The organism is Pseudomonas yangonensis (assembly GCF_009932725.1).
Taxonomy (GTDB): Bacteria; Pseudomonadota; Gammaproteobacteria; order Pseudomonadales; family Pseudomonadaceae; genus Aquipseudomonas; species Aquipseudomonas yangonensis.
The window spans coordinates 101,106-126,714 of sequence record NZ_BLJU01000021.1; the positions used below are offsets into that span (position 1 = coordinate 101,106).

At 64.3% G+C, this 25,609-nt stretch carries 25 protein-coding genes and 1 pseudogene; 11 read left to right on the forward strand and 15 right to left on the reverse strand.

All coding sequences use genetic code 11. The features are described 5' to 3' along the window. Nucleotides 1–58: 58 nt before the first annotated feature. A complete protein-coding gene (locus GYB81_RS19685) occupies nucleotides 59–1,255 on the forward strand; it encodes an amino acid aminotransferase (protein WP_161865330.1) in 1,197 nt (398 codons plus the stop codon). A 181-nt stretch (nucleotides 1,256–1,436) separates the two neighbouring features. Here the strand turns inward: GYB81_RS19685 and GYB81_RS19690 are convergent. The 5 genes and pseudogenes from GYB81_RS19690 to GYB81_RS19710 all read right to left on the reverse strand — a co-directional run. Next, nucleotides 1,437–1,592 (reverse strand): annotated as a pseudogene (locus GYB81_RS19690) (type 1 glutamine amidotransferase); the annotation flags it as partial. A 122-nt stretch (nucleotides 1,593–1,714) separates the two neighbouring features. After that, nucleotides 1,715–2,059: a ribonuclease E inhibitor RraB gene (locus GYB81_RS19695; RefSeq protein ID WP_024307795.1), complete on the reverse strand. Its 345-nt coding sequence runs from the start codon at nucleotides 2,057–2,059 to the stop codon at nucleotides 1,715–1,717. A gap of 304 nt (nucleotides 2,060–2,363) precedes the next feature. Then, nucleotides 2,364–3,122 carry an SDR family oxidoreductase gene (locus GYB81_RS19700; RefSeq protein ID WP_161865331.1) on the reverse strand — a complete coding sequence of 253 codons (759 nt, stop codon included), beginning with the start codon at nucleotides 3,120–3,122 and terminating at the stop codon, nucleotides 2,364–2,366. Then, complete coding sequence (locus tag GYB81_RS19705) at nucleotides 3,122–4,051, reverse strand: alpha/beta hydrolase (protein WP_161865332.1); 930 nt, start codon at nucleotides 4,049–4,051, stop codon at nucleotides 3,122–3,124. The genes GYB81_RS19700 and GYB81_RS19705 overlap by 1 nt, the downstream gene beginning before the upstream one ends. Further along, complete coding sequence (locus GYB81_RS19710; protein ID WP_161865333.1) at nucleotides 4,035–5,510, reverse strand: flavin-containing monooxygenase; 1,476 nt, start codon at nucleotides 5,508–5,510, stop codon at nucleotides 4,035–4,037. The genes GYB81_RS19705 and GYB81_RS19710 overlap by 17 nt, the downstream gene beginning before the upstream one ends. Nucleotides 5,511–5,608: 98 nt before the next feature. On the opposite strand from GYB81_RS19710, the gene GYB81_RS19715 reads away from it, so the two are divergent. The 3 genes from GYB81_RS19715 to GYB81_RS19725 all read left to right on the forward strand — a co-directional run bounded on the left by GYB81_RS19715 (nucleotide 5,609) and on the right by GYB81_RS19725 (nucleotide 8,079). Then, nucleotides 5,609–6,634: an AraC family transcriptional regulator gene (locus GYB81_RS19715; protein WP_233787640.1), complete on the forward strand. Its 1,026-nt coding sequence runs from the start codon at nucleotides 5,609–5,611 to the stop codon at nucleotides 6,632–6,634. Nucleotides 6,635–6,700: 66 nt separating this feature from the next. Next, nucleotides 6,701–7,579, forward strand: coding sequence for a DNA-3-methyladenine glycosylase family protein (locus GYB81_RS19720; protein ID WP_161865335.1), 879 nt, complete (start codon nucleotides 6,701–6,703; stop codon nucleotides 7,577–7,579). A gap of 2 nt (nucleotides 7,580–7,581) precedes the next feature. Further along, a complete protein-coding gene (locus tag GYB81_RS19725; protein WP_161865336.1) occupies nucleotides 7,582–8,079 on the forward strand; it encodes a methylated-DNA--[protein]-cysteine S-methyltransferase in 498 nt (165 codons plus the stop codon). A 6-nt stretch (nucleotides 8,080–8,085) separates the two neighbouring features. Here the strand turns inward: GYB81_RS19725 and GYB81_RS19730 are convergent, their stop codons facing one another. The 5 genes from GYB81_RS19730 to aroC form a co-directional block, all read right to left on the reverse strand. Further along, the gene (locus GYB81_RS19730) at nucleotides 8,086–8,643 is read right to left on the reverse strand and encodes a histidine phosphatase family protein (protein ID WP_178101800.1); all 558 of its coding nucleotides are present in this window, start codon (nucleotides 8,641–8,643) and stop codon (nucleotides 8,086–8,088) included. Next, on the reverse strand, nucleotides 8,640–8,831 hold the full coding sequence (locus tag GYB81_RS19735) for a PLDc N-terminal domain-containing protein (protein WP_161865337.1): 192 nt from the start codon (nucleotides 8,829–8,831) through the stop codon (nucleotides 8,640–8,642). The genes GYB81_RS19730 and GYB81_RS19735 overlap by 4 nt, the downstream gene beginning before the upstream one ends. A gap of 61 nt (nucleotides 8,832–8,892) precedes the next feature. Then, nucleotides 8,893–9,432: an acireductone dioxygenase gene (locus tag GYB81_RS19740; RefSeq protein WP_161865338.1), complete on the reverse strand. Its 540-nt coding sequence runs from the start codon at nucleotides 9,430–9,432 to the stop codon at nucleotides 8,893–8,895. A 16-nt stretch (nucleotides 9,433–9,448) separates the two neighbouring features. Further along, entirely contained in the window at nucleotides 9,449–10,600 is a 1,152-nt protein-coding gene (locus tag GYB81_RS19745) for an MFS transporter (RefSeq protein WP_161865339.1), read from the reverse strand. Between the two features lie 13 nt (nucleotides 10,601–10,613). After that, nucleotides 10,614–11,705 carry a chorismate synthase gene (gene aroC / locus GYB81_RS19750; protein WP_161865340.1) on the reverse strand — a complete coding sequence of 364 codons (1,092 nt, stop codon included), beginning with the start codon at nucleotides 11,703–11,705 and terminating at the stop codon, nucleotides 10,614–10,616. A gap of 124 nt (nucleotides 11,706–11,829) precedes the next feature. On the opposite strand from aroC, the gene GYB81_RS19755 reads away from it, so the two are divergent. Together GYB81_RS19755 and GYB81_RS19760 are read left to right on the forward strand one after the other, a co-directional pair. Beyond that, nucleotides 11,830–12,822, forward strand: coding sequence for an alpha/beta hydrolase (locus GYB81_RS19755; RefSeq protein ID WP_161865341.1), 993 nt, complete (start codon nucleotides 11,830–11,832; stop codon nucleotides 12,820–12,822). 36 nt (nucleotides 12,823–12,858) lie between these two features. Beyond that, nucleotides 12,859–13,659 (forward strand): hypothetical protein, encoded by an 801-nt coding sequence (locus GYB81_RS19760; RefSeq protein WP_161865342.1) that lies wholly within the window; start codon nucleotides 12,859–12,861, stop codon nucleotides 13,657–13,659. 147 nt (nucleotides 13,660–13,806) lie between these two features. On the opposite strand, the gene prmB is transcribed toward GYB81_RS19760, so the two are convergent. After that, nucleotides 13,807–14,727: a 50S ribosomal protein L3 N(5)-glutamine methyltransferase gene (gene prmB, locus GYB81_RS19765; RefSeq protein WP_161865343.1), complete on the reverse strand. Its 921-nt coding sequence runs from the start codon at nucleotides 14,725–14,727 to the stop codon at nucleotides 13,807–13,809. Nucleotides 14,728–15,088: 361 nt separating this feature from the next. Here prmB and GYB81_RS19770 point away from each other — a divergent pair, with 361 nt between their 5' ends. From GYB81_RS19770 to GYB81_RS19790, 5 genes are all read left to right on the forward strand, one after another. Beyond that, entirely contained in the window at nucleotides 15,089–15,685 is a 597-nt protein-coding gene (locus tag GYB81_RS19770; protein ID WP_161865344.1) for a cysteine hydrolase family protein, read from the forward strand. Nucleotides 15,686–15,766: 81 nt separating this feature from the next. Next, nucleotides 15,767–16,087, forward strand: a complete 321-nt coding sequence (locus GYB81_RS19775) for a hypothetical protein (RefSeq protein WP_161865345.1) — start codon at nucleotides 15,767–15,769, stop codon at nucleotides 16,085–16,087. Nucleotides 16,088–16,197: 110 nt separating this feature from the next. Continuing rightward, on the forward strand, nucleotides 16,198–16,755 hold the full coding sequence (locus GYB81_RS19780) for a Smr/MutS family protein (protein WP_161865346.1): 558 nt from the start codon (nucleotides 16,198–16,200) through the stop codon (nucleotides 16,753–16,755). Between the two features lie 85 nt (nucleotides 16,756–16,840). Beyond that, entirely contained in the window at nucleotides 16,841–17,386 is a 546-nt protein-coding gene (folE, locus tag GYB81_RS19785) for a GTP cyclohydrolase I FolE (protein ID WP_024307778.1), read from the forward strand. A gap of 64 nt (nucleotides 17,387–17,450) precedes the next feature. Then, entirely contained in the window at nucleotides 17,451–17,819 is a 369-nt protein-coding gene (locus GYB81_RS19790) for a glutathione S-transferase N-terminal domain-containing protein (protein WP_161865347.1), read from the forward strand. Nucleotides 17,820–17,972: 153 nt separating this feature from the next. Here the strand turns inward: GYB81_RS19790 and ligA are convergent, their stop codons facing one another. The 4 genes from ligA to GYB81_RS19810 all read right to left on the reverse strand — a co-directional run bounded on the left by ligA (nucleotide 17,973) and on the right by GYB81_RS19810 (nucleotide 25,587). Next, complete coding sequence (gene ligA, locus GYB81_RS19795; RefSeq protein WP_161865348.1) at nucleotides 17,973–20,333, reverse strand: NAD-dependent DNA ligase LigA; 2,361 nt, start codon at nucleotides 20,331–20,333, stop codon at nucleotides 17,973–17,975. 60 nt (nucleotides 20,334–20,393) lie between these two features. Next, entirely contained in the window at nucleotides 20,394–21,218 is an 825-nt protein-coding gene (gene zipA, locus GYB81_RS19800; RefSeq protein ID WP_161865349.1) for a cell division protein ZipA, read from the reverse strand. Nucleotides 21,219–21,432: 214 nt separating this feature from the next. Next, a complete protein-coding gene (gene smc, locus GYB81_RS19805) occupies nucleotides 21,433–24,921 on the reverse strand; it encodes a chromosome segregation protein SMC (protein WP_161865350.1) in 3,489 nt (1,162 codons plus the stop codon). 6 nt (nucleotides 24,922–24,927) lie between these two features. Beyond that, nucleotides 24,928–25,587 (reverse strand): GntR family transcriptional regulator, encoded by a 660-nt coding sequence (locus GYB81_RS19810; protein WP_161865351.1) that lies wholly within the window; start codon nucleotides 25,585–25,587, stop codon nucleotides 24,928–24,930. Between the last annotated feature and the right edge of the window lie 22 nt (nucleotides 25,588–25,609).

Consider the following 25,609-nt stretch of genomic DNA (forward strand, 5'->3'; position numbering starts at 1 on the left):
AGCGCTTTTGTCGGGGACGCCTGGCCTCCCACCCCTCACTCGAGTTGCCGCACCCATCATGAGTCTCTTCTCTGCCGTCGAAATGGCTCCGCGCGATCCCATCCTGGGCCTCAACGAAGCATTCAACGCGGACACCCGCAGCACCAAGGTCAACCTTGGCGTGGGCGTCTATTACAACGAGGAGGGGCGAATTCCGCTGCTGCGCGCCGTCGCAGAAGCCGAAAAGGTACGTATCGAGGCGCACGCACCGCGTGGTTACCTGCCGATCGAAGGCATCGCCGCCTATGACAAGGCCGTACAGGAACTGCTGTTCGGCAAGGGCGCAGCGCTGATCGAAGCCGGCCGCGTGATCACCACCCAGGCCCTGGGCGGTACCGGTGCATTGAAAATCGGCGCCGACTTCCTCAAGCGCCTGCTGCCGGACGCCACCGTGGCCATCAGCGACCCGAGCTGGGAAAACCACCGCGCCCTGTTCGAATCCGCCGGCTTCCCGGTGCAGAACTACCGCTACTACGATCCGTTCAGCAACGGCGTGAACCGCGGCGGCATGCTCGAAGACCTGCGCAACCTGCCGGCCCGTTCCATCGTCGTGCTGCACGCCTGCTGCCACAACCCGACCGGCGTCGACCTGCAGCTGGAAGACTGGAAAGCCGTACTGGAAGTGCTGCGCGAGCGCGAGCACGTGCCCTTCCTCGACATCGCCTACCAGGGCTTCGGTGACGGCATCGACCAGGACGCCGAGGCCGTGCGCCTGTTCGCCGAATCGGGCCTGGAGTTCTTCGTCTCCAGCTCCTTCTCCAAGTCGTTCTCGCTGTATGGCGAACGCGTGGGCGCGCTGTCCCTGGTCACCAGGAGCCGCGAAGAGTCGGCGCGCGTGCTGTCGCAGCTCAAGCGCGTGATCCGCACCAACTACTCCAACCCGCCGACCCACGGCGCCACCGTGGTCGCCAGCGTGCTCAACAGCCCCGAGCTGCGCGCCATGTGGGAAGCCGAACTGGGCGAAATGCGCGATCGCATCCGCAGCATGCGCCTGGCCATGGTCGAGCAATTAACCGCACTGGGCGCCAAGCGTGACTTCAGCTTCGTTGCCGAGCAGCGCGGCATGTTCTCCTACTCCGGCCTCACCGTGGAGCAAGTGGAGCGCCTCAAGGAAGAGTTCGGCATCTACGCCGTCGGCACCGGCCGCATCTGCGTCGCCGCGCTGAACAAAGGCAACCTGGACAGCGTCACCCGCGCGATTCACGCGGTGCTGTAAGCCGAAGCGGCACGGCGGCCATGAGACAGATCCGATACCAATGCCTTGGTATCGGATTTCTATGCTCTCGCCGACCTCTCAGCTCTCGAAATGCCGGATCGTTTCTTTCTGCTCTAACTCGATTCGCCTCGATCCACGCGCACAATCTGAAACATACCTTCGCTCGAAAGCTACTGACAGTCAGGGCAACCGCCTTGGGCCGTTCCAGGTCGTAGCCAAGCAGTTTGCCCAAGTCGACGCGCAGCACGTCGAAGCTACAACCACGGGCCTGCAGCACCTGCGCCAGGTAGGCTGGCGGGCAATAATCGATATGAGTCAGGATCAGAACATCGGCCATGAGCACCTCCGCCGCGCAGTCTGCGCGAGAAGGATTGGCAAGTCGAGGTGGGCTGGGAGTGGAAGCCACCGGCCGGACAACCGGCCGATGGTCTGTACTGGCGAGCGCCGCTGCATTCGCCTCTAACGCATGGCTGACGCTTTCACCTCCTGCGTAACCCCCCAACCATCCATCTTGCCGCCCAGCGGGACGACGATGGATTCCAGGTCATGTTCGAACTCGCCGATACCGGCATGGGTGGCGTACATCACTTTGCTGATCTGCAGGTGCCAGACGCCGTCCTCGCGGGCGGATATCTGGGCGTTGAGCGACTCGCCGCGAAAGTTTCTGGCCGCCATTCTGGCCCGTTCTTCGTCGGGAAAAATGGCGTAGAACTCGATCGGGTGAAACTGGGCGAAGTCGAATCCCCCTTCTTTCATCCGACGCAGCACAGAAGTGCTGGAGTCTTCGTGGAAGGCTGTGCTCATAAACGACCCCCTCTCAGGCTATGGATGGATTAACCGCTTTCCCAATGCAACCGTCCCAAGGACGGTGTCGCGGCCCTGCCGAACGTCTCTAACAATGGATCTTAGAAACACCCGGACGGCGCCGCCCCGAGAATCGAGCAGGTGCTCGATGTGTCTACTGCAAGCGTATCGACGACTGCCCGGCAGAACGCCAGACTGAAACCGTCTACACAAGAGTAGTCGCTGAATGAGGGGTTCGCGTCATGCAGAAAGCCTTTGTGACAAAGCCGGCGACCAGCGGCAACTGGCCAGCTCAGGCCAACGGCTAACGACTGAGCCAGGCCATCAACAGCCTGTTGATCCAGCCGGGTGTGATCTGCCCAAGATTGAAGAGCACACCGAACTGCAACCCCACCGGGCGATGCACGGCACTGGCGTGAGCCTGCTTCCAGGCCGCTTTGGCGATCTGCTCGGCCTCCAGGCGTACGCCCAGACGCTGCATCACCGCGGGACGCTGCGCCTGGCTGCGCACCATCGGCGTATCGACGAACGGCGGCATCAGGTCACCGACGCGAATGCCATGCTCACGCCACTCCAGCTCCAGCGCCTCGGTCAGCCCGCGTACGGCGAACTTGCTGGCCGAGTAGCTGGCCAGCTGCGGTACGCCGTAGAGTGCCGAAGCCGAGCCCATGTTGATCACTTGCGCCCCAGGCGTAGCCTTGAGGTAGGCAAAGGCCGCATGGCAGAGGTTGAGCACGCCGAGCACATTGATCTGTACCAGGCGCGTGTGCTGCTCCAGTTCGATGTCGACGAAGGCGCCGGTACGCAAGATGCCGGCACCATTGAACAGCAGGCGCAACTGGCCGCCACCTTGCGTGCAGAATTCGGTCACAGCTGCCTGTACTGCTGCGGCATCGACCACATCCAGCGGAGCGTGCCATGCGCCACCCAGCTCAGCGGCCAATGCAGCCAGCGCCCCTTCATCGACATCGAGCAAGCCGACGCGCCAACCCCGTGCGTGAAACAGCCGCGCTGTGGCTGCGCCAATCCCCGATGCAGCGCCGCTGATAAGCATGTTGTTCATCACACACCCCGCTCACGAAGAAAGGCCACCACGCGTGCGATGGCGTAGTCCGCAGCGCCTAACATGCCGACATGCGCCTGAAAGACGTGCCACAGCCCCGGATAGCGCTCCAGACGCACATCCAATCTGGCCGCCTCGGCGCACTTTGCCAGGCGCAGGCTATCGTTCAGCAGCAACTCGTCTTCGCCTACCTGGATCAACGTCGGCGGCAGAGGGCTGAGGTCGGCGAACAGCGGCGACACACCCGGATCGTTGCGCGGCAGATCGGCGGGGCAATACAGCTGCGCAGCCTGTTCGATCCAGCGCGGGTGGAGCAGCGGATCGCCGGCCGGCGGCTGGTGCATCTGGTCGCCAGTGAAGTCGGTGACCGGCGAGAAGCACACCAGTGCGACAGGCGCCGGCAGGCCGAGCTCGATGATGCGCAGGCAACCGACCAGGCTGAGGTTGCCGCCCGCCGAGTCGCCGCCAATGGCGATCTGTTCGGGCCTATAGCCGGACTGCAGCAACGCCTGGTAAGCCGCCACCACGTCATCGCGCGCCGCCGGATAGGGATGCTCCGGGGCCAGGCGGTAATCCAGCGCGCAGACGTCCAGGGCGCCGCGCTTGGCCAGGCTGGCACAAATGCCCCGGTGCGTATCCGGCCCACCGATCATGAAAGCGCCGCCGTGCAGGTAGAGCAGCACACTGCCGCGGCTGCCAGGTGGCCGATGCCACTCGCAAGGGCGCCCGGCCAGGGTCGCGGCACTGCGGCTGACGCCGCGCGGCGTCAGGGTGATGGCGGTGAGCATACGCAGTACGCGGCGCTGCCCCGACACAGGCATCGGCGGCCGCACCAGGCCGCGGAAGAACAGGCGCAGAAAGCCGCGCAACAGGCCGCGCAGCAGCATCTGCTCGGCGGCTGGGGCCCTGAAATCAGCGGACGCAGTCATAGTCGGCAAGCTCCGGAGTGCGGGTCATGAGGCGATAGGTGAAGGTGAAACCCGGCCAGTTGTTGGTGTGCTTGCCGGTGGCGGTCTGGTACCAGCTGTCGCAACCCTGTGCCCATATCGTTCGATGAGTCGCCCGTTGCAGCTCGACGTTGTAGGTGCTTTGTACCCTCGGGCGCAGATCGAGATAGCGCAGCCGCTGCTCGCGCAGTGCGCGCAGGCAGCCCAACACGTAGGCGTACTGGCTCTCCAACATGTAGAGAATGGAGTTGTGACCGAGGTTGGTATTCGGCCCGTAGAGCAGGAACAGATTGGGAAAGCCGCTGACGCTGATGCCCTTGTAAGCCTCGGCACCGTCCTTCCAGGCCTGGTTCAGGTCCACACCATCAAGGCCGCGAATACGCATCGGCGCGAGGAAATCGGTGGCGGTGAAGCCGGTGCCGTAGATCAGCACATCGCAGGGATGCTCACGACCATCGGCCGTCACCAGCGAATGCTCGCGCACCTCGCGAATCGCCGAGTCGACGATCTCGACATTGGCCTGTGCCAGCGCCGGGAAGTAGTCGTTGCTGATCAGGATGCGCTTGCAGCCCATGGGATAGTCCGGCTGCAACTGAGCACGCTTGCCGACATCTGGCATCTGTCGCCGCAGATGGCGGATGAAACTGTGGCGAAACAGGCGCATCAGCCAGGGAAAGCGGATGAAAGCGACCGCCCGCCCCTCGTGATGCAGGTATTGCAGCAGGCGGTCGGCACGCTGCCATAGGGGCCAACGCTGTTTCAGGGCGATTTCCCAGGGGCGATAACGGCGATCCGGCTTGGCCAGCACATAAGCGGCCGAGCGCTGGAACAGGCTCAGGCTGGCGACCTTCGGCTGGATCTGCGGCACGAACTGGATCGCCGACGCGCCAGTGCCGATCACCGCCACGCGTTTGCCGCTCAGGTCGAGATCATGTCGCCAGCGCGCCGAATGAAAGGCCTCTCCCCGGAAGCGCTCCAGGCCGGGCAGTTTCGGGTAGGCCGGCCGATTGAGCTGGCCGCAGGCACTGACCAGCGCCTGCGCTTCGATCACCTCACCTCCCGCCACTTCGACCCGCCAGACGCCGCGCGCGGCATCGAACTCGGCGCCCAGCACTTCGCTGTTCAGGCGGATATGCGGGCGCAGCCGGTGATTCTCCACGCACTGCAGGATGTAGGCATGGATTTCCGCCTGCGGCGCGAACTTGCGCGACCAGTCGTGCTTGGGTTCGAAGGAAAAGGAATACAGGTGCGAAGGTACGTCGCAGGCGGCGCCCGGGTAACTGTTGTCGCGCCAGGTACCGCCGACCTCACCGGCCTTCTCCAGTAACAGGAAGTCGTCCTCACCGGCCTTGCGCAACTGCATGGCCAGACCAACACCGGCAAAGCCGCTGCCGATGATCAGTACGCGCCAGGGCGCGTTCGTACGGGGGTTGTTGTGCATTGTAGTGACCCGTGCATGGCGATGAGCTGATGCTACTTGCCCCGCCCTGCCTGGGTTATGGCATAGTCGGCCAGGATATTGTGATTTTCGGACAACCTATGTCAGCACCCTGGCCCGCCCGACGCAGCATCATCAGCATCCAGCTGCTCACCCAACTGGGGCTCGACCTTGGCCTGAGCCTGGACAGGTGCCTGCATGAAACCGGGCTCAGCCCGATGCAGCTGGCCAGCCTGAACGGGGAGATCGAAGCGCAGCGCGAACTGCAGTTGATCGCCAACCTGATCGAGGCGCTCCCCGCAGTCGAAGACCTGGGCCTGCAGGCCGGCCGCCGCTACCACGTGACCAGCTACGGTGCCTGGGGTTATGCGATTCTCAGCAGTGCCACGGCACGTCAGGCGGCCGAGCTGGGCCTGCGTTATCACGGCCTGACCTACGCCTTCACCCGCATCAGCCTGAGCGTGGACGAAGCCGTCGCCAGCCTGAACTTCGACGACAACGCCCTGCCCCCGGCCCTGCATGATTTCATCGTGCAACGCGACATGCTCGGCGCTCTGGTGGTCGTGCGCGAACTTCTCGGCAGCACACTGCGGCTGCTGGACGTGGAATTGCGCCAGGCACCCCCTGCCGACGTTTCGCCCTTCATCGCCGCCTTCGGCCAGGCACCGCGTTTCGGCGCACCCTGCAATCGAATGGGCTTTGCCGCCGACCTGCTGGACAACCCGCTGCCGCGGGCCAACCCACAACTGGTCAGCGCTTGCGAGCAACAATGCCAGGCAGTGCTGGCACGCCATCAATGGCACCAGGGCCTGGCCGGGCGCGTACGCCAGTCGCTGCTGCAATCGCCAGGACAGATCGCCGACATGGAACAGGTCGCAGGCCGCCTGCACCTGAGCAGTCGCACCCTGCGTCGCCGCCTGATAGCAGAAGGCACCAGCTTCCGCGCCCTGCAGGACGAAGTGCGCCAAGCCCTGGCCGAGGACCTGCTCGCTGCAGGCGGCCTGAGCCTGGAGGAAATTGCCGAACGCCTGGGTTATGGCGAGCTGTCCAATTTCATCCATGCCTTCAAACGCTGGAAAGGCACCACGCCTGGGCGCTATCAGCGTGAAGCGGGGCTGCTGGTATAACTGTTTGCCAGTTTGAAAGTCATCTTCACGCTGACAACACCCGAACGCCGAGCTAGGGTGCCAGCCATGAACATCATTACCCTGCTCCTGCCCTATCAACCGCCGTGGAACTGGCAACAATTCCACGGCCACTTCGCACTGCGCGCGATACCCGGCCTGGAGTCGCTGGGCGCGGATAGCTATAGCCGCGGCTTCAGCATCGACGGCGTGCCCGGCTGGCTGCGGGTGACGCCGCTGCCTGGGCAGAATGCACTGGAACTGCGCTGCCGTATCGCATCACCCGCGCATCTCGATCAACTGGAGCAGCGCGTAAGGCGCATGTTCGATCTCGACAGCGAGCCCGAAACCATTGCCCGCCACCTGAGCACCGATGAACTGCTGGCACCGCTGCTGCTGCGCAACCCCGGCCTGCGCCTGCCGGTGGCCTTCGATCCGTTCGAGCAGGCAGTACGCGCCATCGTCGGCCAGCAGGTCACGGTCAAGGCGGCAGTCACCATAGTCGGGCGACTGGTGCAGCGTGTCGGCACGCCGATCGAGACACCGCAAGCGCTGGGCATCAGCCGTCTGTTCCCCTCGCCGCAGGGGCTTGCCGAGGCCGATCTGACCGGCATCGGCATGCCCGGCAAGCGTGTGCAGTGCCTGCAGCATTTCGCTACGCGCATTGCCGATGGCAGCCTCAAGCTCGACCTTCTAGACGGCAGCGCAGCGCTGATCCAGCGATTGTGCGCCCTGCCCGGCATCGGCCCTTGGACGGCGGAGTACATCGCCCTGCGCGCCTTCGGTGAGGCCGATGCCTTTCCGGCCAGCGATCTGGGTCTGCTCAAGGCGCCGGTCTGGGGAATCGGCGGCATCGATGCGCGGCGCCTGAAAGCCCGCGCGGAAGCCTGGCGACCATGGCGGGCCTACGCTGCTGCGCATCTCTGGCATTGCTACTCGGGAGGCTGACCATGCATTACTGCCACCACGACAGCCCCATCGGGCCACTGTTCATCGCAGGCGACGAAAGCGGCCTGCAACTGCTGCTGATGGAGCTGGACAGCCGCCCCTGGCGCATCGAGGCAAGCTGGCAGCCCGCCGGCCGTGAGCTGGATGCCGTGTGCCGCCAGCTCGATGAATACTTCGCCGGCAAGCGCCTCCAGTTCGACCTGCGTCTGGCGCCCAGGGGCACGACCTTTCAACAGGCGGTGTGGCAGGCACTGCAAGCGATTCCCTACGGTCGCACCTGCAGCTATTCGGAGCTGGCGCACGTCATCGGCAAGCCGCAGGCCGTAAGAGCGGTGGGAGCGGCCAACGGTGCCAACCCGATCTCCATCATCGTGCCCTGTCATCGGGTGATCGGCCGCAATGGCAGCCTCACCGGTTATGCCGGCGGCTTGCCGCGCAAGCAGCAGTTGCTGGAGCTGGAGGGCGTGTTGCAGCCCGTGCAGGCGCAACTGGCTTGGTAGCCGCTTCTAAGGTGCAGGGATACGAGCGAGAGGTTCGGCGCGCGAGCGCAGTGGCAAAGAGAGGATCAGCCCCTCACCCGAAGCTGGGAAGATGCCGGTCAGGGCGGTGATGTTGACCTGATGTGAAACCAGCACCAGGGGCGCGCCACCGGGTAATTCGTTGATCAGGCGAATCAGCTCGGCGGTCTGCTCGACACCATCCTCGGGCCGCCCGAAGAAGGAATCCAGCGCAGCGAAGGGGTGCACCGGGCCGCGCTGCATGCCGCTGGCGGTATCCAGCGCACGGCACCAGCGGCTGCTGAGCAAACGTGGTCGCTCGATGCCCTGACGCGCGAGCAGCTCGCCCCAGCGCCGGGCCTCGGTGCGTCCTTGCGCATTGAGGTTGCGCTGAGTTTCGCATTGCCCGAGACGAAAATTGGCCGGATCGCCGGTACCCGGCGCAGTGGCATGGCGCATGAGCAACACCGCGCGCCCTTCACGCAAGGCCTGCCAGGCATCGGCACTCTCTGCTGCTGTCCCCCAGAGCGGCAGTAGCACCAGAGCGAACAGCCACAGGCGGCTCACAATCGGACGTTACCGCGCGGCCCCATCAGCGCCCAGATGATCAGACCGAGCACGGGCAGCAGCGCGATCAGCAGAATCCATAGGACCTTGATCCCGGTCTCGGCGTTGCTCTTGATCACGTTGATGATGGCCCAGATATCCAGGGCCAGGATGACCAGGCCGATCAGCCCGTTGAAGGTAGACCCCATGACGACACTCCCGTCTGAAAGGTTGCCTTCATAGGATAGTCGGCGGCGTGCGCCGGTTCCCTCACGCCTCCAGCCGAGGGAATCGGCTGGCGATATCGTCACCGGTGCGCTCCGGCGTCTCGTCCCCCTCACTCAGGCGCAACACCAGCACATGCGGCTCCTCGCCCAGATCGAACCAGTGGCGGGTAGCGGCCGGCAAGGTCAGCAGATCGCCACGCTCGCCTTGCAGCAGGTAGACGTAGCCATCGAGATGCACGGCAAGTTGAGCGAAACCGCCGATGAACAACCAGGCGCTGGCCGAGGCCTGTACCTGCTCATCCAGGTAGCGAGCACGCAGCTCCAGCTTGTGCGGATGATTGCGCTGCAGGTTGAACACTTCCTGCTGCACATGCCCCTCCTTGCCCATGAACGCCTGCAGCCAGAGACCGTAAGCCGCATCGAACTCCGCCTGCTCGCAGCCGGGGCGTAATGCAGCCGGCAGTTCTACCCGGCGGTAGTCGATGCCCACCGCCGCCAGGGTACTGGCGATGTCATCGGCGTGGTTCAGGACCTTGTTCGGCAGTTCCGGTGAGGTGTGCAGATGTACGGCGAGGCTGCTCATGGAGGATTCACTCGATTCAGGGCCGCTCGGGCGGCAGACGGGTGGCAATGACGTAGGCTGCGAGCAAGGCTACCAGACTGGCGATGGCGAAGGTCCAGGCCGGGCCCAGGCTCTTCCAGCTGTAACCGGCATACAGCGCGCCAAGCGCACCGCCGATGCCGGCCAGGCTGACGTAGAGCGCCTGGGCCTGCCCCTGCTGGCGGTCGGCGAAACTGCGTTGTACGAAGTGGATGCACCCGGCATGGAAGGCGCCGAAGGTAGCGGCGTGCATGCACTGAGCCAGCAGCAATACCGGCAGGTACTGGGGCAGACTGCCCAGAAGCAGCCAGCGTACGGCGGTGATCAGGAAGCTGGCCAGCAACACCGCGCGCAGCGAGTAACGCTGCAGCAGCCGGGCCATGACCAGAAACAGGAGTATCTCCGCTACCACCCCCAGCGCCCAGAACAGACCGATGGCGCCGCGGCTGTAGCCAACGCCCTCCAGATGCAGGGTGAGGAAGGTGTAGTACGGACCATTGCTCAACTGCATCAGCCCAACGCAGATATAGAACGCGAGGATGCCGGGGCGCCGCAACTGGCGCACAAACCCCCCAGGCTCCAGCGTGCTCGGGCGCAACACAGGCTCAGCATTGGGCACCCACAAACTGCTGATGACGATACCCGCCATGATCACCAGCAACGCGGCCGGGTACGCATCCAGGCTCAGCCACTCGAACAGCAGGCCGAGACCGACCACGGCGACGATGAAACCAATGCTGCCCCACAGGCGAATCTGGCTGTAACGCGCCGCCTGCTCACGCAGATGCGCCAGGGTGATGACTTCGAACTGCGGCAGCACGGCATGCCAGAAGAAGGCATGGCTGGCCATGATCAGCGCCAGCCAGGCATAGCTCTGATCGAGGAAGATGCCGGCGAAGCAAAGCAGCGTACAGAGCGCGCCGAGGCGCACGATGAGCAGGCGCTGGCCGGTGTGGTCACCCAGCCAACCCCACAAGTTCGGCGCCAGGCAGCGCATCAGCATGGGAATGGCGATCAGCTCGCCGATGCGCGCCGGGGAAAAACCCAGGTGGTCGAAGTACAACGCCAGGAACGGCGCCGTGCCCCCGAGCAGGGCGAAGTAGCAGAAGTAGAAACCGGACAGCCGCCAGTACGGCAGGGCCGCGCTCATGCCGCCGCCCGGATCACAGCTGCGGCAGCACCGGCGTGGTGACGCGCACGTCGGCGTTCTGCGCGCGGTGACGCAGCAGGTGATCCATGAGCACGATGGCCATCATTGCCTCGGCGATCGGCGTGGCGCGGATACCCACGCAAGGGTCGTGACGGCCCTTGGTGATGACGTCCACCGGGTTGCCGTCAATGTCGATGGAACGCCCCGGCGTGGTGATGCTGGAGGTCGGCTTGAGCGCCAGGTGGGCGACGATCGGCTGGCCGCTGGAGATGCCGCCAAGAATGCCGCCGGCGTTGTTGGAGAGGAAACCTTCCGGGGTCAGCTCGTCGCGATGCTCGGTGCCGCGCTGGGCGACGCAGGCAAAGCCGGCGCCGATCTCCACGCCCTTGACCGCGTTGATACTCATCAGCGCGTGGGCCAGCTCGGCGTCGAGGCGGTCGAAAATCGGCTCGCCGAGCCCCGGCATCACCCCTTCGGCAACCACGGTGATCTTCGCGCCGACCGAATCCTGGTCACGGCGCAGCTGATCCATGTAGGCCTCCAGCTCCGGCACCTTGTCCGGGTCGGGGCTGAAGAAGGCGTTCTCCTCCACCGAATCCCAGGTCTTGAAAGGGATTTCGATGGGGCCGAGCTGGCTCATGTAGCCACGGATGACGATGCCCTGGCTGGCCAGAAACTTCTTGGCGATGGCACCGGCCGCCACACGCATGGCAGTTTCGCGCGCCGAGCTGCGGCCGCCGCCACGGTAGTCGCGGATGCCGTATTTGTGATGGTAGGTGTAGTCGGCGTGCGCCGGGCGGAACAGATCCTTGATCGCCGAATAGTCCTTGGACTTCTGGTCGGTATTGCGGATCAGCAGGCCGATGGAGCAACCGGTGGTCTTGCCTTCGAACACGCCGGAAAGGATTTCCACCTCGTCGGCTTCCTGGCGCTGCGTCGTGTGGCGGCTGGTGCCCGGCTTGCGGCGGTCGAGGTCGCGCTGCAGGTCTTCCAGGCAGATCTCGACACCGGGTGGGCAACCGTCGACGATGGCGACCAGCGCCGGGCCATGGCTTTCGCCAGCGGTGGTGACGGTGAACAGCTTGCCGTAGGTATTGCCGGACATGGGAAGACGCTCCGCGAGATTCAGCATCGGCCTGCCACTGCGCAGGCCCGATTCACAAGGTGGGCGAGTATACCTGCCACCTACTTGCAGTTCACCCCGAACCTTGCTCGTTCGGATGCGTCCAATGCCAGTCTGCCACTACCCTGCCCTCATCATGCTGCGAGCTCTGCTCTTGTCCCTCACCCTGATCACTGGCCTGGCCCAGGCCAGCACCACCCGCCAACAGCCCATCAGCCTCGACACCGACCAGGGCACCCTGTACGGCAGCCTGCTCGTGCCGCAAAGCGACAAGCCGCTGCCGGTGGCGCTGCTGATCGCCGGCTCCGGCCCCACGGACCGCGACGGCAACAATCCCGAGGGTGGTCATAACGATGCGCTGAAAAAGCTGGCTCAGGTCCTGGCGCGCAATGGCGTCGCCAGCCTGCGCTACGACAAGCGCGGCGTGGCCGCCAGCCGTGCCGCGACGCCCGATGAAAAGGACCTCAGCGTCGAGCGCTACGTGGCCGACGCTGAAGGTTGGGCCAGGCTGCTCCGGGACGATCCACGCTTCGACCGGCTGATTTTCATCGGCCACAGCGAGGGCGCGCTGATCGCCAGTCTGGCCGCGCCTGCCAGCCAGGCCGACGCGCTGGTGTCGATCGCCGGTCCCGCCTACCCCATCGGCCAGGTGCTGGACATGCAACTGGCCATGCGTCTGCCATCGCCGTTGCTGGACGAAAGCCGGCACATCCTCGCCAATCTGATTCGCGGCAAGCTGCAGCCGAAAGTGCCCAAGGAGTTGCAGGTGGTGTATCGGCCGAGCGTGCAGCCCTACCTGATCAGCCTGCTGCGCCAGGACCCGGCGGAGAACTTCGCCGCGCTGCAAATGCCCGCCTTGATCGTGCAGGGCACCCATGATGCGCAGGTCAGCCCGGACAACGCCGAGGTGCTCAAGCAGGCCAAACCCGATGCCGAGCTTGCACTGATTCCCGGCATGAACCACGTCATGCGTATCACACCGGCGGCCTGGAACGAACAGGTAGCGTCCTATGACGATCCGCAGCTACCCTTGGCCCGTGCGCTGGGCGAGCGGATCGTCGCCTTTATTCGCTCCAGTGCTGAGGAAAATGGCCGATAACGCAGCGAAGGCCACCGAACAGTACACAGGACGCCCATGAGCGAAAACCCAGCCCCGCAGGCACAAGCCGCCGAAGCCGAAGCAGCTGCAGGCGAAACGCCCGCTGCAGCGCACCCCTGGTCTGACCTGCCAGCCGAGCAGTTCAGCCTGCTGCGTCTGGCGCCGCTGCCCGTCGACCGTGAAACCGGGCCGCGGCCGCTGCGCTTCGTCCAGCTCGGCCGGGTAGAACGGCATGCCAAGGACACCAGCCTGTTGCGTCTGACCATCCAGATCCCCGGCCAGCGCCTGCATCGGCAGACCAACCTGCTGGAAGTCTGGGCCGATCATCAGAACAAGGAGGTTCGCTTCGGTCCGGACAAGGGCTTGAGCGTGGAGCCGGCCAACCGAGGCCTGGGGCGTTTTCTCATGGCTCAGGGCATCGCCTGGGCACGCAAGCATTACGCACACTATCAGGTAGAAGGCGGCGCCCTGCCGACCAAGGACAACTTCAACGAGGCCGCTCGCGCCCGCCGTGATCACGCGCTGAAGGCGCAGGGCTTCACCATCGAGTACAGCGACCCGCTGCAGCTCAAGCCGTTCTACAGCGCGCCGCGGGTCAGCTCGCTGCACGGCGACTGGCATGCCGAAAAGGTGCAGATCGTCGAGTTGCTCGACGCCGCCGCAATGCTCCAGCAGGCCGACCAGACGCTGCAGGAGCAGGACGTCAAGCTGCGCAAACTGGAAGATCGGGTCGATCGCCTCAAGCGCGAAGACAGCGGCCTGCGCTTCACCATCACCTGCCTGGTGGCGTTCAGCCTTTTTCAGGCCGGCCTGCTGATCTGGATCGCCACACGCTGATTCATCGCGGCTGAAGCCGCTCCTACAGCCCGTAGGGCGGATCGCGCTCTATCGATCCACCGTTGTGGTGGATAATAAAAAGCGACATCCACCCTACGCAGCTAAGCGCCCCCTGTAGGAGCGGCTTCAGCCGCGAAAAAAAATCGATCAGCCCTTGACTCGCGAACGAAACAGCGCCTGATGCTCACGGCACTGCTTGGCCGCCAGCAGGAACACGCCATGCCCGCCGCGCTGGAAGTCCAGCCAGGTGAAGTCCACCTCCGGATACAGCGCCTCGACGTGCACCTGGCTGTTGCCCACTTCGACGATCAGAACGCCACGCTCGGTCAGGTGATCGGCCGCTTCGGCCAGCATGCGGCGCACCAGATCCAGCCCATCATCGCCACAGGCCAGGCCCATCTCAGGCTCGTGCTGGTATTCGGCCGGCATGTCGGCGAAATCCTCGGCATCGACATAGGGCGGATTGGAGACGATCAGGTCGAAACGCTGCCCCGGCAGCTCGGCGAAGCCATCGCCCTGCACGCAGTAGACCCGCTCCTCCAGCCCGTGGCGCTCGATATTGAGGTTGGCCACCTCCAGCGCATCGAACGACAGGTCGCCCAGCACCACTTCTGCTTCGGGGAATTCGTAGGCGCAGGCGATGCCGATGCAGCCGGAGCCAGTGCACAGGTCGAGAATGCGCGCAGGCTCGGCAGGCAGCCACGGAGAGAAGTGGCAATCGATCAACTCGGCGATCGGCGAGCGCGGCACCAGCACGCGCTCATCGACCACGAAAGGCAGGCCGCAGAACCAGGCTTCGCCGAGCAGATAGGCGGTAGGAACGCGCTCTTCGATACGACGCTTGAGCAATGCCTGCAGATGGGCATGCTCGTCATCTTCCAGACGGCAGTCGAGGTAGGCGTCGGAGATTTCCCAGGGCAGGTGCAATGCGCCGAGCACCAGTTGGCGCGCCTCATCCCAGGCATTGTCGGTGCCGTGCCCGAAGAACAGCTGTTCGGCCTGAAAACGGCTGACGGCCCAACGGATGTAATCACGCAGAGTGCGTAAACGGGTGGTGAGAGCGGTCACGGGCGGCCTCCGGAAGAAAAGTGCGGAAGTTTAGCCCAGTGCGGTAGCCAGCGCATGAACGTCGGGTTAACGAAGGCTCATGGCCCTTTATGCTTTCCGCGCGCTGCATCGTCGTCAGGGCGGCGCAACTCGCGCAGCACAGCGACCGATACGGCGATGGAAAACAAAAGCCAGAAATGCGGGGACAACTGCGACAAAAGTGACATGGCAACTCCTTTTGCGTACGACCCCAACTCCTTCGGGGCAGTTCCGATTCTGCTCCGGCTCCATGCACCGAGCAAGCATTGGCGCAGATAGAGGTTCACAGACCGCTCTGGCAAGCGGACAATGGCACATCATCACCATCAGCCAGGAGCCCGAGATGTCCCATCCGCAAACCATGTTCCAGCTCACCGGTCGTGGCCACGCACCGGCCAGCCTGAGCAATGCGACCTTGCTGATCATCGATGCCCAGGAAGAGTACCGCAGCGGCGTGCTGGCGCTTCCCGGCCTGGATCCGGCATTGGCGGAGATCGCCAGCCTGCTGGCCGCTGCTCGTGCAGCCGGCACCGACATCGTTCACGTCAAGCACCTCGGCATTCCCGGCGGTCTGCTCGACCCCAGCGGCCCGCGCGGCCGTCACCTGCCGGAGGCAGCGCCGCTGGCTGGCGAGATCATCGTGGAGAAACGCCTGCCCAACGCCTTCGCCGGCACCGAGCTGCATGATCGCCTGCAGGCGCTCGGCCATCTCGACCTGATCGTCTGCGGTTTCATGACTCACTCCAGTGTCAGCACCACGGTACGTGCAGCCAAGGACTATGGTTATCGCTGCACACTGGTCGATACCGCTTGCGCCACCCGCGACCTGCCTGCGCCGAATGGCAGCGTGATAGACGCCGCCGAAGTGCATCGCATCGAAATGATCGCCCTTGGCGACAACTTCGCCACCCTCGTGCCTAACGCCAAATCGCTGGTGTGAAAGCGGTAGCAGTATCACCAGCGCTGCGGAACCCGAACGCGACCAGCCGGTCATACCGCCGATAAGCCAAAGGAAATCGGAATGAAGCTGTCCGACGATTTCGATGCACGCCGTCTGCGTCCGCGCCAGCCGAAACACTGGCGCCTGCGTATCGGTGCCGGGCTAGGCGCCCTGCTCGCCGCCTTCGGCATCCTCCTGTCCATGGCCGGCGTCGCTTCGCTGGCAGGTCGTGCGCCGGTACTGGGTACGCTCAATGACTCCACTGGCGAGGCCATCGTTCTGCTGCTGCTCGGCCTGTTTCTGCTGTGGGCCGGTATTGCCTTCTGGCGTCGCTGTCGCCGGCGCCTTCGCCGCCCCAGCGACCTGAGCCTGTCGCCAGGACTGATGAAAAAGCGAGACTGACCGCCCTCAGCGGCAGGGGAAATAGCCCGACGGCCACCTTTGACGTCGCACAACGATGGCCCACAGGCTGGACAGCCCCTAAAATGGGCGTCTGTTTCGCGGAGCCACCGATGCAAGACGACGACTTTTCCCTGTTCCAGGCCGAGCTGCGCGGCGTCAAGCCGCTCAGGCACGACCGCGCCGACACCGGCAAACCCAAACCCGATCGCAAGCAGTTCAACACCCTGCGCCAGGCTGCGACCATCAGCCAGGGCGAGATCAAGGTGGATGGACTGTCCGACCAGTTCGTCATCGACGTCGGCGCCGAGGACGCCCTGTACTGGGCTGCCAATGGCATGCAGGAAGGGCAGATGCGCAAGCTCAAGCTTGGCCAGATTCCATTCGACGGCAGCCTTGACCTGCACGGCATGAGCGTCGAGAAGGCGCGCGACACGCTTTGGGAATTCCTGGCCGAGGCTACCAAGCTGGAGATTCGCTGCGTGCGCGTCACCCACGGCAAGGCGGTGCGCATGGACGGGCGCAAGCCCATGATCAAGAGCCACGTCAACACCTGGTTGCGCCAGCACCCGCAGGTGCTGGGCTTCAGCTCCTGTCTGGCCAAACACGGCGGTACCGGCGCGGTTTACATCATCCTCAAACGCACCATGATGGATGGTCGAGACGAGTAACCCGGTACGCATCGGCCCTGACACTCTTGTCAGGCTCATAATGGCGCCCTACCCTGCGCCCATTCGACACCCAACAGGATTTTCCATGTCCCTGGAACAACAGTACACCGCGATCCTCGGCCAGCTCGGTGAGGACGTATCCCGCGAAGGCCTGCTGGACACGCCCAAACGCGCCGCCAAAGCCATGCAGTACCTCTGCCGCGGCTACCAGCAGACGCTCGAGGAAGTGACCAATGGCGCGCTGTTCAGCTCCGACAACAGCGAAATGGTGCTGGTCAAGAACATCGAGCTCTACTCGCTGTGCGAGCACCACATGCTGCCGTTCATCGGCAAGGCGCACGTAGCCTACCTGCCCAACGGCAAGGTGCTCGGCCTGTCCAAGGTGGCGCGCATCGTCGACATGTACGCCCGCCGTCTGCAGATCCAGGAGAACCTCAGCCGCCAGATCGCCGAAGCGGTCGCGCAGGTCACCGGCGCCCTCGGCGTGGCGGTGGTCATCGAAGCGCAGCACATGTGCATGATGATGCGCGGCGTGGAGAAGCAGAATTCCTCCATGGTCACTTCGGTGATGCTCGGCGAATTCCGCAGCAACCCGGCGACCCGCGGCGAATTCCTCAATCTGGTTCGCTGATCCCGCTCAAGACGACGGCCGCTCACTTCGGTGAACGGCCGTCGGCATTTCAGGAGTTAGAAAGATGTTGATCAAAGCCCTTCGAATCGGCCTGGGCCAGCTGGTCGTGTTCGCCGACTGGGTCAGCCGTCCGCGCAAGCTCAAGCGCAGCCCCGAGGCGCAAGCCGAAGTCGAGCGTGCCACGGCCAACCTGGCGCTGTACCAGTTCCACGCCTGCCCGTTCTGCGTCAAGGTACGGCGCACCCTGCACCGCCTCAATCTGCCGGTGCAATTGCGCGACGCCAAACACGACGGCGAGCACCGCCAGGCGCTGGAGCAGCAAGGCGGCCGCATCAAGGTGCCGTGCCTGCGCATCGAGGAAAACGGCCAGAGCACCTGGCTGTACGAGTCCAAGGCGATCATCGCCTATCTGGATCAGCGCTTCGCGAACTGATGCCTTAAGGTGGGTCTCCACCATTGCGGCGGATCGTAGCCCGGATGCAATCCGGGAGCTCTGGAACGGCTTTCGCGGCTGAAGCCGCGCCTACACGAGCGGCGTACCTTCGCCTGACACTTGTAGGAGCGAGCTCTGCTCGCGAACGGCCCTCTAGGGTTCGATGCCGTAGGCTTTGAGCTGGTCGAGGAACTGCGCTTCGTCCAATACCTTCACCCCGAGTTCGCCGGCCTTGGCCAGCTTCGAGCCAGCACCTGGCCCCGCCACCACACAGTGGGTCTTGGCCGACACCGAGCCGGCCACCTTGGCGCCCAGGCTTTCCAGCTTTTCCTTCGCCACGTCGCGGCTCATCACTTCCAGGCTGCCGGTCAGCACCCAGGTCTGGCCGGCCAGGGGCAGGCCTTCGGCGACCTTCTTCTCGCTTTGCCAGTGCATGCCGAACTCGCGCAGCTGCTGCTCGATGGCGCGGGCACGCTGGGCGTTGGCCGTCTCGTCGAAGAACTCGCGCACCGCCTTGGCCTGCCTCTCGGGCAGCGCCTGGCGCATGTCCAGCCAGTCGCCATTGACTACGCCTTCCAGGCTGCCGAAGCGCTCGGCCAGCTTGTGCGCCGCACCTGGGCCGACGGTGGGAATGTTCAGCTTGTCGAGCATGCCGCCGAGCGTGGCCACAGCGGAGAACTCGGCGCTCAGCTCGCCCTCGTCCTGCAATTCGAGACCGCACTCGCCGAGCAAGGCGCTGATCACCTGCTGGTTATGCGCATCCTCGAAGAAGCTGTGGATCTCGTGGGCCACTTCCAAACCGATATCCGGCAGGTACGTCAGCACCTCGGGCAGCGCCTGGCGCACACGCTCCAGCGAGGCCAGCGAACGGGCCAGCACCTTGGCGGTTTCCTCGCCCACGTCGGGAATGCCCAGGGCATAGATGAACCGCGCCAGGCTCGGCCGCTTGCTGTTCTCGATGGCTGCCAGCAGCTTGTTGCTGGAAACCTCGGCGAAGCCTTCCAGACCGATGATCTGCTGGAAGGTCAGTTTGTACAGGTCGGCCGGCGAGCCGATCAGCTTCTCGTCCACCAGTTGCTCGATGGTCTTGTCGCCGAGCCCCTCGATGTCCATCGCGCGGCGCGAGACGAAGTGGATGATCGCCTGCTTGAGCTGTGCCTGGCAGCTCAGGCGACCGACGCAGCGGTACACCGAGCCTTCGCTGACCGACTCCTTGCCCTTGCTGCGCTTGACCAGTTGCGTGCGCTCCACCGCCGAGCCGCACACCGGGCACTGCTCGGGAATGTGCACCGGGCGGGCGTTTTCCGGGCGACGCTCGGGCACCACCGCCATCACTTGCGGGATCACGTCCCCGGCGCGGCGAATGATTACCGTGTCGCCGATCATCACACCCAGGCGCGCCACTTCGTCCATGTTGTGCAGGGTAGCGTTGGCCACCATCACCCCCGCCACCTTGACCGGGTTCAGGCGCGCAACCGGGGTCACCGCGCCGGTACGGCCCACCTGAAATTCCACGTCGAGCAGCTCGGTGAGCTCTTCCTGCGCAGGGAACTTGTGGGCGATGGCCCAGTGCGGCGTGCGCGCGCGGTAGCCCAACTGCTGCTGGTCCTCGATATTGTTGACCTTGAACACCACGCCATCGATGTCATAGGCCAGGCTCATGCGCCGCTGACCGATATCGCGGTAGTAGTCCAGGCAGGCCTCGACGCCCTTGGCCAGTTTCAGCTCGCGGCTGATGGGCACGCCCCATGCCTTGAGCTGCTGCAGCATGGCCACCTGGGTACCCGCCAGTTCACCACTGACCTGACCGACGCCATAGCAGCAGAACTCCAGCGGGCGACTGGCGGTGATCTTCGGGTCGAGCTGGCGCAGGCTGCCGGCAGCGGCGTTGCGCGGGTTGGCGAAGGTCTTGCCACCACTCTCGGCCTGGCGTGCATTGAGCTCCTCGAAGCCGGACTTGGGCATGAACACTTCGCCACGCACTTCCAGCACCCGCGGCCAACCTTTGCCCTGCAGCTTGAGCGGCACGTTGCGGATGGTGCGCACGTTGCTGGTGATGTCCTCGCCGGTGCTGCCGTCGCCGCGCGTGGCACCGCGCACCAGTTGGCCGTTCTCGTAGCGCAGGCTGACGGCCAGACCGTCGAGCTTGGGTTCGCAGCTGTACTCGATTTCCGCACCGCCGCCGAACAGATCGCCGCCCGAAACGCCAAGGCCATGCTGCACACTGCGATCAAAAGCGCGCAGGTCGTCTTCCTCGAAGGCGTTGCCCAGGCTGAGCATCGGCACCTCATGGCGCACCTCGCCGAAGGCGCTGAGCGCCTCACCACCGACGCGCTGGGTCGGCGACTCGGGCGTAACCAGCTCCGGATGCTCGGCTTCCAGCGCCTGCAGCTCGCGGAACAGGCGGTCGTACTCGGCGTCGGGCACGCTCGGCTCGTCCAGCACGTAGTAACGGTAGTTGTGCGCGTCCAGTTCGTTGCGCAGTTCGGAAATACGTTGGGCGGCGTCGGTCATGCTCGGTCTCTCAAACGAAAAGAGCAGCCTTGGCTGCTCTCTTTTGACTTCGTGTTCGGGTCAGCGTTTCTGTGTCAGTTGCCGGCGCTCGAACTCGACGATGCGCTGGCGGTAGTGTTCGATGGTTTGCGCGGTCATCACGCTGCGCTGGTCGTCCTTCAGCTCGCCGCCCAGTTCGTGGGCCAGCTTGCGTGCAGCCGCGACCATCACGTCGAAGGCCTGCTTGGGATGACGCGGGCCAGGCAGGCTGAGGAAGAAGCTCACCGCTCTGGTACTGAAGCCTTCGATATCGTCCAGATCGAAGGTACCGGGCTTGAGCGCGTTGGCCATGGAGAACAGCACCTCGCCATTACCCGCCATGCTCTCATGACGGTGGAAGATGTCCATTTCGCCGAAGCGCAGACCGCTTTCCAGAATGTTCTGCAGCAGCGCCGGGCCCTTGAAGCCGAAGTCGTCACGGGCCACCACGTTGATCACCAGCACCTCTTCCACGGGGGCAGCATCAGCGGCGGGCTTGGCGGGTTTCTTAGGCTCTTTCGGCTCGACTTCATCGACCGGGTTGAGCAGGGTCGGTACCGGCTCGTCGACCGCCAGGTTGAGGTCGCCCTGCTGCGGCTCGTTGCGCGAGCGACGTGGCAGGTCCTTGGCGCTCATCGATGGCAGATCATCTTCGTCCAGTTGAGGATCGTGGTCGCGCTGCACTACCCGTGGCGGGCTGAGAAGATCCGGATCGCTGTCGTCGTCGGGCATATTGGCGAAGCTGCGATCGAGCTTGAATCTGAGTTTCCCCTTACCGCCGCGCATACGGCGCCAGCCGTCGAAAAGAATGCCAGCGATAACGATGATGCCAATAACGATCAGCCACTCGCGCAGACCGAATTCCATGAAATACCTGACCCTTAAAAATTCTGGTGAAAAAAAGATCCAATCAACCGGATCGCAACTCGACTATAAAACGCGGCGCCAACTCCATGTTCTGTCTGACGTTTTCCGCGTGTAACAAAAGTGGGCAATAAGCTAGCACGACGAAAGGCAACTTTACACAGGGAGCAACATTAAGGTTGTGCCTATATTCAGTTAATCCCACGGCGGTCTGCCATCACGCCTCCACCATCGCCAGCGCCTCCTCGACATCCACTGCCACCAGACGCGAGCAGCCCGGCTCGTGCATGGTGACCCCCATCAGCTGATCGGCCATTTCCATGGCGATCTTGTTGTGGGTGATATAGATGAACTGCACCGTCGCCGACATCTCCTTGACCAGCCGCGCATAGCGTCCGACGTTGGCATCATCCAGCGGTGCATCCACTTCATCCAACATGCAGAACGGCGCCGGATTGAGCTGGAAGATGGAAAACACCAGTGCCAAGGCGGTCAACGCCTTCTCTCCACCGGAGAGCAAATGAATGGTGCTGTTCTTCTTGCCCGGGGGCCGCGCCATGATGGTTACACCGGTATCGAGTAAATCTTCGCCGGTGAGTTCCAAATAAGCGTTGCCGCCACCGAAAACTTTTGGAAAGAGTGCCTGCAAACCGCCATTGATCTGATCGAAGGTGTCCTTGAAACGGTTGCGTGTTTCCTTGTCGATCTTGCGGATGACGTTTTCCAGGGTTTCCAGGGCCTCGACCAGATCGGCGTCCTGCGCGTCCAGATAACGCTTGCGCTCTGACTGCTGCTGATACTCGTCGATGGCTGCCAGGTTGATCGGCCCGAGCCGGGCGATGCGTGCGGCCATGCGCTCCAGCTCTTCTTCCCAGGCGCTTTCAGTGGCCTCGGCCGGCAGCGTGGCGATCACCCCGTGCAGGTCGTAATTGTCCTCGGCGAGCTGGTCGGCCAGGGCCTTGCGCCGCACGTTGAGCGACTGCCAGTCCATGCGCTGCTGCTCCAGTTGGCTGCGCAGCATTTGCGCCTGCTGCTCGGCCTGAGTGCGGCGTTTCTCGGCGTCACGCAGTTCGCGGTCGGCATCTTCCAAAGCCAAACGCGCCTGACGCAGCTCCTCGTCTACCGCCATGCGCCGCTCTAACAGCTCTTCGAGCTTGATGCGCAGCTCTTCCAGCGGCGCCTCGCCCTCTTCCAGATTCAGCGACAACTGCTCGCGCCGCTCGTGCAGACGCTCGGCCTGCAGTTGCAGACGCTCCAGCGCCTGCCGGGTGGAGTCGTGCTGCGCCTTGAGCGAGCCGACCCGTACCGCCAGCTGGTGGGCGTGATCCTTGTGCTGCCGCGCCTCCTGACGCACCCGATCGAGGCGTTCGCGCAGGCTGTCGCGGCTGGCCAGCAGGCTTTCGCGCTGCTCGTTATCCAGGGCCATGGCGTCGAGCGCATCCTGCAATTGCAGGCGCGCTTCGCCGAGTTGTTCCTGCTCGATCTCGCGCTGCTCGGCCGCTTCCTGCAGCTCGTCCTGCAGACGACGACGGCGCAGGCCCAGCTGCTCGGCCTTGGCCTGACTGGCGGAGAGTTTTGCCTTCAGCTCGCTCAACTGCCGCGCCAACTCTTGGCCTTGGCGACGCTGCTGCTCACGCTGTTCTTCCTGAAGACGTTGTTCGTCGCGCAGCCCCAGCAGACGCTCATCCAGTTGCGCCAAAGCCGCTTCGCGTTCCTCACGCTCCAGTTGCAGACGTTCCAGTTCCTGGCCACGGGCCAGCACGCCACTGTCGGCCTCGGCAGCGCGGCGCACACGCAGAAAATGCCGGCCGACCCAATAGCCGTCGCGGCTGATCAGGCTTTCGCCCTCGGCCAGCTGCGCACGAGCCGCCAGCGCCTGCTCCAGCGATTCCACCGGGCGCACGCCAGCCAGCCAGGGCGACAGGTCGTGGCTCGACTCGATCTTGTCCAGCAGACTGCCAGCACGGCGTGCGCCGCCACTGGCGGGGCTGACTAGACGCAGTTCGCCCTGTTCCAGACTGGCAAAATCCAGGCCGGCGAAATCGTCCAGCAGCACCGCCTGCAGGTCGGCGCCGAGCACTGTTTCCACCGCCAGCTCCCAGCCGGCCTCCACACGCAGCCCTTCGGCCAGGCGCGGGCGCTGCAACAGGTTCTGCTCGCGCAGCCAGTCGCCTGCGCCCTGCCCTGGGTCCAGGGCAGCCTGTTGCAGCGCTTCCAGTGACGCCAGGCGACCGTTCAGCCGCTGTAGCTCACCTTGCGCCTGCTGCTGGGCCTGACCGGCTTGCTGCAGGTCCTCGCGCAGTTGCTGCAGACGCTCGGCCTGCTGCTCTTCGGCCAGCTGCAGGGCCTCGTGCTCCAGCTCGCCGGCGGCGAGCTGTTCGTTCAGTTCGAGAATGGCAGCGTCTTCGGGGTCGGCCGCCAGTTGCTGCAATTCTTCGTTCAGTCGGCGCTGGCGTTCGGCAAGGCGCTCCAGGCTCTGCTCCAGCTGGGCGATGCGCGACTGCTGCACTTCGGCCTGGCGACGCGGCTCGGCGCTGCGCTGGTTGAAGCCGTCCCATTGCTCCTGCCAGCCGTGCATGGCGGCCTCGGCCTCTTCCAGGCTGGCGGCGGACTCCTCGGCAGCGGCGGCGGTCATCTCCTGCTCGGGCAGGAGCATCTCCAGCTCTTCACCCAGAGTGGCCAGCAGGGTGCGGTCATGGCCGAGGTGCGATTCGGTTTCCAGGCGCGCCTTTTCCGCCTCGCGCAGGTCGTCCTGCAACTGGCGCAGGCGCTGCTGGCCGTGCTGGATGCTCTGCTCGACGCGGGCAATATCGCCACCCACGGAATAGAAGCGGCCCTGCACCAGGTTGAACCGTTCGGAGAGTTCATGATGGCCGTCGCGCAGGCGCTCGATGGCAGCGTCGGCACTGCGCTGCTCGGCCACCAATACTTCGAAGGCCACTTCCTGGTCGCCGATCACCTGCTCGCGGCTGCCGACCTGCTGATTCAGGGTCTGCCAGCGCAGGGCCAAAAGTTGCGCCTTGAGCTGACGCTCCTCGGCCTTGTATTCCTGGTACTTCTCGGCCGCCTGAGCCTGACGGTGCAGGCGTTCGAGCTGGCGCTCCAGCTCCTCGCGCAGGTCGGTCAGGCGCGCCAGGTTTTCCTGGGTGCGGCGGATGCGGTTCTCGGTCTCGCGGCGACGCTCCTTGTACTTGGAGATGCCGGCGGCTTCTTCGATGAAATTGCGCAGCTCCTCGGGCTTGGCCTCGATCAGCTTGCTGATCATGCCCTGCTCGATGATCGAGTAACTGCGCGGCCCAAGGCCGGTGCCGAGGAAGATATCGGTGATATCGCGGCGACGGCACTTGGTGCCGTTGAGGAAATAGGTGTTCTGCCCGTCGCGGGTCACCCGGCGGCGGATGGAAATTTCCGCGAAGGCGGCGTACTCGCCCACCAGCGAGTTGTCGCTGTTGTCGAAGATCAGCTCGATCGAGGCCTGGGTCACCGGCTTGCGCGTGTTGGAGCCGTTGAAGATGACGTCGGTCATCGACTCGCCACGGAGGTTCTTCGCCGAACTCTCACCCATCACCCAGCGCACGGCGTCGATGATGTTTGACTTGCCGCAACCGTTGGGGCCGACCACCGCCGCCATGTTGCTGGAAAAGCTCACCGTCGTCGGATCGACGAAGGACTTGAAGCCGGCCAGCTTGATGCTTTTCAGGCGCATCTGGGCTTAGCGCTCGGCCAGGGTCGCCAGCACCAGCTGGCAATTGTGCTGACCGTAGGCCTGCAGCACTTCGCGGGCGCGAGCGTGATCGCGGGCGATGATCGCCTGCAGCAGGCTGGCGAAGGTGTTCATGAACTGACCCATCTCGCCTTTACGCCTTTCCAGCGCCAGATGATAGGTGCGGCTGATGGCCGGCAGCAGGTTCTCCAGAGTTTCCTGCAGGTAAGGGTTGTCGGCGAACGGGAAGGCGGCGCGCATCACGTCGAAGCTGTTCTCGACGAAGGCACCGATATCGCTGCGCTCGAGACTGTCCTGCAGCCGATTCTTGATATCGATGAAAGGCGCCAGGTCGGTTTCCACCTGCCAGTGCTCGATCACAGTACGGGCCAGCATGGCGTACAGCTCGATGCTCAGGGCATAGAGGCTGGTGACGTGGTGCGCGGTCAGTTCGCTGACCTGCGCGCCGCGGCGCGGCAGGATCGTGATCAGGTGGCGACGCTCGAGAATCAGTAGCGCCTCACGTACCGAGCCGCGGCTGACATTGAGTGCCTGGGTGACCTTCTGCTCCTGGATGCGTTCGCGCTCCTTGAGCTCTCCGCGAATGATGCGTTCGGCCAGGTAGCGGGCGATTTGCTCGGCGAGGCTGTCCGGGGCCTTGAACGTCATGACATTCCTTATTTGCGTCGAT